Annotated in this window: 10 protein-coding genes; all 10 read right to left on the reverse strand. The window is 39.2% G+C overall.

The features are described from left to right. Positions 1-209 precede the first annotated feature (209 nt). Complete coding sequence (locus tag HG267_RS37900) at positions 210-1,862, reverse strand: AAA family ATPase (protein ID WP_045873578.1); 1,653 nt, start codon at positions 1,860-1,862, stop codon at positions 210-212. A gap of 2 nt (positions 1,863-1,864) precedes the next feature. Beyond that, complete coding sequence (locus HG267_RS37905) at positions 1,865-3,277, reverse strand: hypothetical protein (RefSeq protein WP_045873579.1); 1,413 nt, start codon at positions 3,275-3,277, stop codon at positions 1,865-1,867. Further along, the gene (locus HG267_RS37910; RefSeq protein ID WP_045873580.1) at positions 3,270-3,605 is read right to left on the reverse strand and encodes a hypothetical protein; all 336 of its coding nucleotides are present in this window, start codon (positions 3,603-3,605) and stop codon (positions 3,270-3,272) included. The genes HG267_RS37905 and HG267_RS37910 overlap by 8 nt, the downstream gene beginning before the upstream one ends. Before the next feature lie 11 nt (positions 3,606-3,616). Beyond that, complete coding sequence (locus HG267_RS37915) at positions 3,617-5,464, reverse strand: type IV secretory system conjugative DNA transfer family protein (RefSeq protein WP_045873581.1); 1,848 nt, start codon at positions 5,462-5,464, stop codon at positions 3,617-3,619. A 26-nt stretch (positions 5,465-5,490) separates the two neighbouring features. Further along, positions 5,491-6,039: a hypothetical protein gene (locus HG267_RS37920; RefSeq protein WP_045873582.1), complete on the reverse strand. Its 549-nt coding sequence runs from the start codon at positions 6,037-6,039 to the stop codon at positions 5,491-5,493. Between the two features lie 92 nt (positions 6,040-6,131). Next, complete coding sequence (locus tag HG267_RS37925) at positions 6,132-7,970, reverse strand: hypothetical protein (RefSeq protein WP_045873583.1); 1,839 nt, start codon at positions 7,968-7,970, stop codon at positions 6,132-6,134. A gap of 10 nt (positions 7,971-7,980) precedes the next feature. Next, the gene (locus tag HG267_RS37930; RefSeq protein ID WP_045873584.1) at positions 7,981-8,787 is read right to left on the reverse strand and encodes a hypothetical protein; all 807 of its coding nucleotides are present in this window, start codon (positions 8,785-8,787) and stop codon (positions 7,981-7,983) included. A 47-nt stretch (positions 8,788-8,834) separates the two neighbouring features. After that, the gene (locus HG267_RS37935; protein ID WP_081584130.1) at positions 8,835-10,610 is read right to left on the reverse strand and encodes a TrbI/VirB10 family protein; all 1,776 of its coding nucleotides are present in this window, start codon (positions 10,608-10,610) and stop codon (positions 8,835-8,837) included. Next, the gene (locus tag HG267_RS37940) at positions 10,610-11,410 is read right to left on the reverse strand and encodes a hypothetical protein (protein WP_052335376.1); all 801 of its coding nucleotides are present in this window, start codon (positions 11,408-11,410) and stop codon (positions 10,610-10,612) included. Before HG267_RS37940 ends, HG267_RS37935 begins: the two co-directional genes overlap by 1 nt. Positions 11,411-11,425: 15 nt before the next feature. Further along, positions 11,426-12,469 carry a hypothetical protein gene (locus HG267_RS37945; protein ID WP_081584131.1) on the reverse strand — a complete coding sequence of 348 codons (1,044 nt, stop codon included), beginning with the start codon at positions 12,467-12,469 and terminating at the stop codon, positions 11,426-11,428. Positions 12,470-12,500: the final 31 nt, after the last annotated feature.

Below are 12,500 nucleotides of genomic sequence, written 5' to 3' on the forward strand. Positions count from 1 at the left end.
CAGGGTTAAATAAATATATGTTCCTAACTTGAGTGAGTTTGATTCCAGATTCTACCCAGAATGAGGGTTGAACCATCATTTGAGTAATCATAAGCGGTGTGTCTCGTTTAATTGAGCGGATTGGTCGTATTGTAACAGCGAATCCTCTTAGGTTTGTTTGAGTTTGAACAGTAGTTGATTAACTGCAAATAAGCGATCGCTTGTTACGGTTAACTTTGAACACAGGGTTCTCCCCAATACGTAGTAATCGCTGGAGCGAAAACCGAAGAGTCTTTTGTCGATGCTGGTTGACAAATATACTTGGCTCGATTTTCTATAGCCAGTATTCTGTCGGTATCTCTGACGTAGAGTGGTACTATCATTTCCCTTTGTTCCAACAGTTCGGACAACCCAATATGAATCTCCCGCCCTTGATGAAATAATGCACGGGCTGCTTTTTCTACCATTCTTGCTAGTTCAGCACCGTTACAGTTGATGGTTTTGTTGAGAAGAATCCGCCATTCTTTCTCGGTAAGGCGATCGCCTACGGTGGGGCGTAGCCCATCGCCACCATTGCGGTATCGTTCGTCAAATCTCGCTAGGTGCATCATCAGAATTTCTTTTCGCTCTATCGCTTGAGGAAAGCCGACGTAGAATATTTCATCAAATCTGCCAACCCTGGTTAATTCTGGTGGTAGTGCATCGAGTCGGTTAAGGCTGGCTACCACAAATACAGCACTCTGTTTTTCTTGCAACCAAGTGAGTAGGGTTCCCAAGATTCGGCGTGAATCAATATCTTCACCTGAAGGAGTGGATGCTGCGAACAATTTATCTAATTCATCAAAGTAAAGCACAACGGGAGCGCAAGCTTCTATACGCTCTAGCAAGCGTTTGAGATGGGTTGCACTACCACTCATTACTGCTGCGGTATCCATGCACACAAGGGGAAATCCTAAAGTTTTGGCACTGACGTGCGCCGCCAGAGTCTTTCCTGTCCCCGGTGGCCCTACCAGTAAACAACCTTTTGGAAGGGGAATATTGGCAGATCGTGCTTCGGGAGCAAAATCTAGCTTGACATTTTCAATAAATTTTTTGAGTAAATCTAAACCACCAAAGTCAGCTACGTTTGAGTGAGAAATAAAGTTTAAGTTAAAAGCACGAAAGCGATTAATTTTATAATCTAGCAAGTGTAGGGCTATTGTATTACTATGAAAATCTGGACAAGAATTAATCGCTATTGCAAATCCAGAACGTATTTCCTCAAGAGTTAAACCAGAAGCAGCATTTACCAAAATAGATAAATCAAAATCCTTTGGGAAATCAGTTATTTGATTAAATAAAAATTCTTTAATAAAATCAGCTATTATCTCATGCGAAGGCAAGGGCATAGAGAGATTGGGAATTAACTGAGTCAATGACTGTGGTAGTTCCACATCATCCATTGCTAAAATAATTAAATATTTTGTATTGTTGATATTTTTTAATTCATAAAAAATGTTGATTATTTGCGAGGTAATTTTAAATGAATAATTTTTTAGATATAATGTTGAGTCTTGTTTAATTAAAGACTGCAAATTCTCAAAAATAAAAACACCATCTATTTCAGAATTTAACAAATCATCGAAAGCTGCAAAGATTCCATCATCACGAGGCTGTAATTTACTAGAGTATACAGTTGGAAAACTTACACAACGCTCAGAATTAAATTGGACTTGTTTAAAACATCCCCAACCAGCATTCCATAAATACATAGGCAGATTTCTCGTCACTGCACATTCCTGGTAAATCTGCTTTAAAACTGTCATCCGCTCTGATATCGAAGCGGTTACACAGACTATAGGTATACCAGAGTCAATTAATAAATTCAAATGGGATAAGTTCACGGCTATATCTCTAATTCATTTTCATTACTGTTAACTTGTGGTAATCGCAATGCTGTTGATTCCTGTTGGCGTTGGTAAGCAGGCTGTAATCTGGGTAAGATTTGCTCGAAATATATTAAATCCCGCTCGCTCATAGAACTTTTGAGTTGTCCCTCAGATTTTTCTAATACAGTTCCACGTCCATCTTTGGCATAAATATTCACTTTTCCATCGGTAGTTGCTTGCCATTTATAAGAGAATAAGCCATCAATTTCTACATCTTTTTTGTGAGCGATCGCATATTGCACAAGCGCCTTAGTAATCTTATCTATCCGAGCAAAATACTCAGCTTCTTGCTTACCTACAGGAGTAAAGGAAGCAGGAATAGGTTCATGACGTTGAAGTGATCGCACTAAAGCATTAATATCTTTAATATGTGTAGGTTCCAAATTTCTAGCTTCCACCCGTACACCCAAATTTGTAGAACGAAACTGCATTAAAAGTTTGCCTGTTTCTGATTCCGTAATTTTATACAATGAACCATCACGATAGATTTGGTATTGAGCCGCTTGGTATTCTAAAGCTCCTGGATGTGTCTGAGTATGAAATAAAGTTTTTAAAGATGTTGCAATTTGGTATTGTGCTGAATGTTGTTTAAATTCTTGAATGCCCATCTTTACAGCATAATTTATACTTTCTACTAAAAGTGAAATATTATTAACTGATTGCTGCCACCAAGAAATATTTTGATGTTGTTTAACTCTTTCATTAATTAAATTTTGATAAAAATCCTGCTGTTGTCTTAATGCTTTGATTTCTGCTTGTAGCTGTCCAATTTCATTAGCTAGTAAATTTTTTAAAGGATTATCTTCTAAATCTTGAAGAGATTGCATTACTCTTATTGAGCCTAGATTATGAGAGAAGTCTCTATTTTCTTGTATTGCTTTTGCTTGTCTCTCAGAACTAGAAACTAAAAATTCAGTATTATCAAATTGTTTTGGATGTTCTCTGTTGGTAGGCTCATCTACATCAAATCTCTGTTGATTATTTGTAGATTTAACTACTCCATTTTGCAATAAATTATTAATAATTACTTTACCTCGTTCATCAGATTGCAAAACAATGCGTCCATCTAATTCAACTATTTTATTAGTCGCTCCTTCTACCATACCTCCCACTCTTACAGAACGCAGTTGTTGTAGCTGGACAATGAGTTGAGGATTTAAAAGTTGCCCTGACAATCCAGAGACTTCATCATGAAATTGAATTTTATCATGTCCATAAACAAGTCTTTTTCCATCAAATATTTTTAATCCTTGGCGCTTATGATCCTGTTTGTCACTGAGTAAAGTTTGCAACAAAACTTCTATTATTTGTTCGTAATGCATTTGAATGGCAGCAGCTTCTCCAGATGCAACCGTAAATATATCATTCATGATGAGCACCTCCGCCAATCTCTGCCAATAACTTCAGTCGATTGATAACTACCTGAGAACCTACATAAAAAACTCCCAGTTCTCCATCAAACAACCAAGCAATAAATTCACTTTTATCTAGTGAATTACGAGTACATTCATAAGAAATAGAGCTAAATACTCTACCAGCTAATAAGCCAACCTGATCAAATATTTCTATAGTCTCTGGGCAATAATTTACATCGAATAACGGCTTATTCGATGCTTCAATAACTATGTGCTGCCACTGCGGATAACGTGCTAAGACAGACGAAACTTGTTTACTCCAATTAACCTGTGAAGATTGCATTTCTAAAACCCCTAAAAAACATTGGCAACTTCTTCTGGAGAAGGCACAGAATTAGATTCTTCAGGTATGGGAAATAGTTTTTCAGCTAATTCACGCCTTTCCATAAATTGTTGAGAACGTTCAGAGTCGCTAATTTGCACAGAATTGTTTTGAATCAGTCTTTCTCTAACAAAATCCCACTTTCCCTCCGACCAGTTCATCTCAGCAATATCAGCAGCAGGAACTTTCATAGTCTGCAATATGGGAACATAAGCTTCTGTGCCCCGAGTGTAAGCTGGATTGATAATTACCGCCTTACCCGTACTCATCTTGGCAAACTGTGCTGCTTCAAATAAATGGCGTTTTTGATGCTGTTCGTTAGTGCTGTGTGAAGCACCTCCCTTTCCTGTACTGCGCGATTTGGAATTAAATTTGATTTCCATCTCGCCCAAGTAGTCACTGAACAACTTTGCAGATTCCGGGTCTTGTGGGTTGAAAATAAACTTGGTGGCTGTACCTCCCAAGATGGCCCGTGTCAGTTCCTTACCATAGACTTTTTCTAACTGGACAATGTTTTGATATCCCAAAATTCCTACAAAACCGTCTTCACGACTTTCATTTAACCAATTAACAAGAGCTGGTAAGTACAAAGTAGGTAGTTCGTCTAAAGCCACTACTAAAGGGTCTTTTCTCGGTACGATACGGGATACATTGCGCGTGACAATCATGTGTAAAATAGCCGCCAGCAATGGACTGATGATGTCACGGTTATTCCTGTTTAGCCCAAACACAATTAGCTGTTTACCATCCAAGTCCAGTGGTAATGTCGTCTGGCCACAGAATGCGCCCACAAAGTCTTTCTTGAGGAATCGCTGAAATATACGCTGCGCGGCCCCAACAATACTAGCAGTAGTTTTCTCAGAGTACTTGACGCTGATTAGCTGAGATAACGGTCGTGTTGTCCAAATTTTCAGCTTGTCCCTGGAAGCAGCTTCTAATCTTACTGCCAGATTGGGTAAAGATAAAATTGCCTGCGCCATCATCAAATCGCAGTATTTGTCGTCACCCGTTAGAGTTTTAACTGCCTTGGTGACTAGTAAAATACCCTCAACCAAACTATCCCCGGCTTCTTCAAAGAATTTATCGCTGTTGCTATTACCCCCACGGTCGAAGTTACGCGAAATGACCCTGGTAATTTGACCTGCGGCGATCGCATCTTCCTCGTCTTTCAGCAGATCTAAAGGATTGCAGGTTTCACTTTCAGGAAACCCTGGCGCAAATATTCTGACGGTGTAACCGCGCTTCATAGCGTAAGCTACAGCCCGTTTGGTCTGTGCGGGATATTTGAAATCATAGGCACATACAGGAAACCCCTGGTCAAAAGCGCTACGAATTAAAGGGTCGATTACAGAGAATGTCTTGCCAGAACCTGCTGCACCTATAACGGCTATTCCTCTTTGGACATCAGGAACATACAGAGTAGAGTTAGGCGATATTAATTTGTGTAATTTTTGATTCACAGTTGGTTTTGTCTTCAGTAAACCTGCGGTACGCCATTCATTTTCAATGCGCGATCGCATTTGCTGAGGTGTACCAATGTAAAGTGCTGCCCAATTGCGCGTAGGATTAGATATCTGCTGTTTAGCTTTACGTGCAGCCAAATATTTTTCACGACCACCACCCCAGTAACTGGTAGCCAGTTTACCTTTGCGATTCCCTCCTGAAAGAACTCGAAAAATAGCAAGTGCAATCAAGCAACTCAAAAGTACCAGGCCAGACTGCGATTTCATCAATTCTGTCAATCTTTCAATTTGTAATGTCTCTACTTTTGCAAGCGGTACTTGAATTCCTAGAGAGTAATTTGAAGTTGAATTTTTCATTAGCTTGTATCATTTAAATCTAACTTTTATTTGCTACTAAAAAATTCTTCGTTAAACCGTATAAATTTTTGATTTTGGTAGCAATATTTGGTACGAGATAGTATGTTCTCATTCAACGTCGGTTGCGTAACTACCAAGCAAGGAAATTTACCATTTATTGTGTTTGAAGCACGCATTAACTCTTCTTTGGGTGGTAAGTTTGGATTAGCGATTAGGGGCAAAAGCAACTTACCGGATTCGTGATAAATCAGATAAAGACAACCACCGATGCCACAAAGCTGAGATGAGCGTAAATCAAATATGTATAAATCTCCTGCACCTTGAGATGAGATTTGCATAACTTTTACTGATTTGTCATCAATCCTAGCTATGGGATTCAAAGATAAGACTTTTTTAATAAGCAATGGTGGTGCAATTTCTTTGGCATTTCTCCATGTTGTTGTACGATTGTTATTTGCAATATGGGCTTTGAATAAAAATGCTGTAACAAGTAAACTGAAAATAGTAGCTATCGCTACTATTGCTTGATATTTAAACAATTTTAATCGTATGAACTTATTAAATTTTAATTGCATATTATATTCTGCTTAATGTTTTGAATAAATTCTGAAATAGAAAACTCATAACTTGAACCGAAAATACAGAAATTAAACAGGATTTCTTTAGTCTAAGAACAGCCCATTAATTGCAGAGCTTGAAAATATTTAGCAGATGTTTTGTTGCCATATCCTCTGATTGATATTTTTCCATCCACATCACTGACAGCCGTATCGATAGGGATACCTACACCAGCGAAATTCATTTGAGCAGCACGTTCAATTAATCGCTCGCCTATAAAAGGCTTTTCGGTCATTGGGTCGATTTGTTGAGATGCGCTGTTCAGTAAGTTGGTGATATCAGCTTTAATTAAAGTTTGTTGTTCAGCAGGTGAAAAATATTGCATCATATCCTCACCTGTAACTTTTTCACCTGCATCCAATTTGGATAGAAACTTTGCACCGCCAGATTTACTTGAGATAATCTTTCGCACATCTGGACGATATGACATAAACTGCATTGCACCCAGCCCACGTCCACAGTTATCAGATGAGTCGCAGGTATAATTACCGACTAAGTTGTAATTTTCTTCAACACTATAGAAAGCAGCAATCAAAGCATCGATATTTGTTCCTGATGAATGAAGATTCTTGCAATCACCTTTAATTGTGGGCAGTAAATTAGACAACTTATTTGTTGAACTATTAGGAGATTGTTTAAATCTAAACCCCGTACTATTCAATCCTGTAGTTGTGGAAACTGAATTAGAGCTTTCTCCTGCAATTAAACCTAAAAATATAGGTTCTTGCTCTTTGAAAGTCATGAATGGTACAGGCCCAATAAAATAGGGTGTACAGCCTAAATCTACAAAAGTATTCCGCATACAAGCCCGGAAGAATAAAGCTTGAGAAATCATGCCGTCTACTTCTGAAATATCCCACACTGCGACTTTGAAAGCATGACCAAATGGATGACGACCTGTTGGTTCTTTCCCGCCATTCACTGAACTGAGGATTCCTTGACCACCCTTAACTAATTGATATTTACCGCTAACCCAGGCTTTACCTGAAACCGCAGATGAACCAGATAATTCTATGTGAGCACAATCTTTTTGACATGGCACAGAAAAGCCTTCTTTATTACTACCAGAAATTGTGCTATGACGTTGTTGTTCGTCAGTTGCAAAAGCAATATCAACAATGCCCACATTTCCACCCACAGCATTAATTGGATTAGGAAACTGAGAAAAAGGAACATCAGCTAATCCTGGTATCTCATTAATATGGACACCTTGCCATTTTTTAAATGCACCAATTGGTGTTGTTGCCAAACCTGGAATAGAATCCAAACTATAAGATGCTAAGTTTAAAGATGCAAACTGTAGTTTTCCTAAATGAGGAGATTGTTGCAATAGCTTCCCGATTGTTTGATTGGAATCAAAGGAAGTTTCTAGCTTTTGAGATAATAAATCTAAAACAGGTTTAACTTCAGCAATATGTTTATCTTTCAAATTAGGAATAGCCTCACTCAAGCTCTCTAAACTTTGGAATTTCATTACGCCAAATTGGTCTAAATCAACTTGACTTAAATCCAAATCAACAGTTTTGGCAATATCAGTTAGTGAAAAATCTTGAAGTTTGAAAGCCTCTTGAAAGTCACCTAACATCATGTAATAATCAGGTGTCTGTCCAGCATTCCAACTACGCGAAGGGTCATATCCCAACTTTTCTGACACACGTATTGGTACTTGAAAAGAACCAGATTCGGCAATACCAGGCATTTTAGCAAAGGTAATTTGATTCCAATTAGGCAGGCGAGTATTTTGCCAATTGCTTGTAGGAACGCCCGATTGTCTTAACTGAGAATTTGATAATCCTTGCTCTTGTGATGAAATTAAAGTTGTACCAGAAATTAAGATAGCTAAACTTAGCCCAGATATCAAGCTAAAAGGAATTTTTAGGAATTTCATTGCCTTAATTTCAAATCTTATTTGAGTAATTTGATTGATTTACTAAACGCTGCCTCAAAATATTTACGGGAGTAGTTTGTCCCAGTTCTATCAGCCGATTCACTAGCTGCAAAGTAATGCCAGCTTTCCGGGCAGCATTAGATATTGATTCTCCTGACTTCACATTTGTTAAAAAGTTTTTTATTCGCTGCCACAAGCGCGATTCAGGCGAAATTAAACGTTGTTTTTGGGCGATTTCCAGACCCCGACTCATAGCTTGTAAATTTTGAGATTGCGGTAATAGTTCTCTAATTTCAGGTTCTTCTTGGGTGTGAGGTGTGACCTCGATTGTGTGATATTTGGGTTTTGTATTAGTTGTAGCGACCCGAAATAAATACACTCGCCGCTCAGAGTTACCTTTTGCTACTACTGTCAGCAAGCTGCTATTCATCTTCGGCAACTGCGGTATATCTATTGGGTTGATCCGTCGCAGATGTAATACTGTTGCCCCTGGAGAGTTACATTCACGTCCCAAGCCTGACAAACAACCATCAACATCAAGAGAAGCGATCGCTGGATTATCTAACCAAACTTTCTCTACTATCTCACCATTGGGGATAAAGGAAATATTGACTCCATACCCCGGCGATAACTCAATTAGAGGCATTTCACTTCCACTCTGCCCAGTGGCCATATCCTGTGAAATACGTCGCAGTCCTTGAGGAGTTTGGCTGGAACGAGATGTTTCACCTGCAACTACTGGTAAAAGGCCAGTAGCAAAAGTCAGCACAGTATAGATGGAAGCGGTTACAGTCAACTTTTGCAGAAAAACTTTCATCGGATTCATACTGAGTAAATTAGGGCATGGGGCATTGGGGAGGCAGTTTAAAGTTGAAAAGATTGGTTGACAAAAACCTGAATATCCGAACCTGCGCGGACGTACCAAACTGCTTTTCGTTGTTCGATTTCTCTTAGCGATCGCTGATTGCGTTCTAAAATTTGTTCAGTCAGCGGTTCAAATCCTCCTTCTAAAATGGCTCCCAAGATATTAGGGCCACCTCGTCTAGTGGAAGAAAAAGTAGTTGTACCACCAAACCCAGTGGAAGTTGAGTATTGTTCGTCTTGAGGTTGATTGAGTACTTTGCCCACTTTAGCCAAAGAACCAACTACGAATGTTTCTGCATCTCGTAAAGCAATTTCGCCACCTTTATCATTCGACTTTGATGCCATTAATGGACGGCCGGAGTTGCCGCGAATAGTAATTGCTCCTGGTGGCAACACATACTCCTTACCTTCCATCACAATTTGGGTTGCTTCCAGTTGCACAAGTCCTGATTCGTCAATGTCTCGTACATGGACAACAATTTGAGTACCTTTTGGTAAAGTAACAAAACCATCTTCTTCAGTTAGTGGTTCAACAAGCTGGACAATAAACTTGTCTTTTTGAGTTGGAGTCAGTGATTTTGCATCAATATTATTAGTTGAACTTTCACCCCAAATTAACGGAGTAATTAACTTTCCAGATGCAGTTGCACCCACCGTTAGTTGTCGCACAGGTACACCTGTAACAATTGCATTTTCTTCTGTGTAGAGTGGTTCTAGAGAATCGGCAGTTTCCACAATTGTGTTAGCAACAGCTAAAACTGGGGTGGCACGAGGAATTATTATTGGTGAATTTCTTTGTACGTTCGTAACAGTATCTACAGCACTATTATTCGGTTGTTCGTAAGTTTTGGTTGCCAATTCAGTGTTAGTCGCAATTTCACTACTGCCATAACTTCCTAATCTATTAATTGCCGCCCATTGTTGCATTGGGTCAGTAAATTGGTTTGTACGAGGCGGTATTGGTATTGTGCTTGTGGTATTTACTGGCACGTTACTTACAGGTGCTTGATTCCGAGAAACTGTTGTAAAACGAGGCGAATAATATTCTCTTGGTGTTGTTTGACGAGGGACATAAGCAACTTGAACTGGACGAGAAATTGGTAATGGACGCACATCAGGTGGAGTCTGGTTGACTGTAGTTCGTTTATTTAACTCATCCTTAGTTTGGTTACGCGCTTTGGCTACAGAAGTTTTGGGACTTTTGGAACTTTCTAAAGATTTGATTTTTTCTACTTGACTTCCTAACGCTAATTCTGCTTTTAGTTTCCCTGTTTCTACTTCTTGGGGTTTTATATTATCAGCAAGTTCTACTGTAGGCTGGGCAGAACCTTGATCCATAACTTTTGGTGCTGCTTTTGGTCTACCGGAAATAATGATATTTAAAAAAGTAGCTCCTACACCGAATATCACAAACAATCCCAAGCCGACAACACCAAATTTAGAAAATGGATTAGTGGAGAAGTTTTGTTGTGTTTTACCTAATTGTGGGTCATCAAATAACTCATGGGGTGCTACTACATTTGGCGAAGATACTTCAGCTTGATTTTCGGTATGTTCAACTTCTTCTGAAGTTATTTCATGTTCATTCACTTCAGAAGAAGTTGTTGAATTTACAACCGGATATACATAACCGAGTAATCGCGCCAGACTTTCTTCATCCCATTCATCATCAAATTCTTCATTTAACTCTTGTTCAAATTTTTGGTTAGCCGTAGCAGGTTTTTTTTCTAATTCAAGAATATTTGTAGGTGTTTTACCATTTTGATGCTCAGGCATTATAAATTCTCCTGTGGTAAATCCCGTATTGCATAAATTTCTAAACCGCTAGCTCGCATCTGATAAATTGCTGCTGCTAATCCATCATTTGTTGTTGACATATCAGGAGCTTCAACGGCTTGTACGAAGATTTCTTTATTAAAGGGAATTACTTCTCCCAATTTATTTCCTTGGTCAAATATGCTAAGGTTAGCAACCATTTTGACTTTCCACTTACCCTCAGCAATTTTGATGGGAGGTTGAATAGAAAGTGGAACTAAAACTACTTGCGTTGTTCCCTTGAAAACTGCTGGTGGTGTAATTTCAGCTAGTATTTGCAAAAACTCTTTGCGGAAGTCTTCCGATAAAGCATGGGATGCTTGCCATGCTGAAGAAGTTACTTTACCACTTCCGTTACTTGAAGAGCGAATATCTATACCAGGGTCTGGTTTGGGTTTAGCAGCTTCTTCTACTGTGGTGGATGGTAGCGTTCCTGACCAATTCATCATCAAAGTCATTGTGTCAGAAACAAAATGTAAAATAACTTGAGGAGTACGTTCTAAACTACCTATTGAGGCAACTTTAATTGATTTACCTGTTTCTAATTGCACTAGAGACGGAGGTGCTTTTCTACTCAACTTTGAGTAGGAACCATACAGTAGCAACATTAAGAACAGAGTCAAAAGGTGCAAGCTAAAAGTGCCTACTGCAAATAATGCTAAAGTATCGCCAGTTGAAATATTTTTAGAAGAAAGATTCAAAAATCTCAATCGGTTATGTTTAGCATTTCTTGAGCCGGAATGTCGATCTGAACTAGTCATAAAATGAAAATTTAGTTACACTTTTTTAACCAATCTGGTAACTACAGAAGAAAGCCCCAAACTGGCAACACTAGAAAAACTTCTAAAAATCGCCATACCGCCACCCGCAGCCAAAACAACAGATAAAATTGGTGCGAGAATACCAATAGCAAAGGCGAAAATCATGGGGTCGTTATTATCAGCATTCAGCACCATTGTGGCGACTAACCCAGAAATAATATTGAAACAAAGCTTGATCATTCCCACAGAGAAAAAGCCAGTTAACCATGCAAAAATCGCTTTTTGACCAACGGGAAGTAATGAACCTCCCACAGCCAAAGGCCCTAACAGTGCAGTTAATAGCATGGAAACTTCGACTATCCATTGAAAAGCAATACCAAATGCTAATAACCAACCACGCAGAGTTAATTGAAAAATGTTGGTGTTAAATAATTCGCCAATACCTTTCATCCAACCGGGGCGATTATCTGTTTGAGTTTCAATTTCTTGGGCTTGCTCAGAAGCCTTTTGTAAACACTCAGCTTGTTGCTTCGGATCGGCGATCGCATCGCACTGGACAATTAATGCTTGAATGACATCGGCGTTACCAGTCTTCAGCATTACTTGCTGATATGCTTCTTGGAGTTGGATAGAAGCAGAAGTGGTTGTCAGCAGAGTGTTGTTTGTTTGATTAATGATGGCTCTCAATCCTTTAGTGGCGATCGCCAAGGGTTGAGCATTGTTGGCTAGCAGGACTATCACTACTATGGGCCAAATCATTTCAGAGAAAGCTTTGGAGTTATCACCATCCACCATTTCTCGCGTCCATTGGACAAGGAAAATCAGCAGAGTGCCGACAGCAAAGAAAACTCCTAGTGAGGCAATCGCACTGTACAATCCTCCACCGAGTACGTCATCCCAAAGTTTTTCCATTGTCTGCGCGATCGCTTCACTAGCAGCTGCACCATCTTTAGTAATCGTGGAAGCTGCTTGCCCTGGATTAGGAGTTTGGGTTTGTGCGAGCATCAACTCATATTTCAATAATTGCAACAATCTTCGCCCTCCTTCTTCCTTTTTCATGCATGGCAATGAAATTTTTTGGGCATTGGGC

This window comes from Tolypothrix sp. PCC 7601 (assembly GCF_025677855.1).
In the GTDB taxonomy this organism is placed as follows: domain Bacteria; phylum Cyanobacteriota; class Cyanobacteriia; order Cyanobacteriales; family Nostocaceae; genus Aulosira; species Aulosira diplosiphon.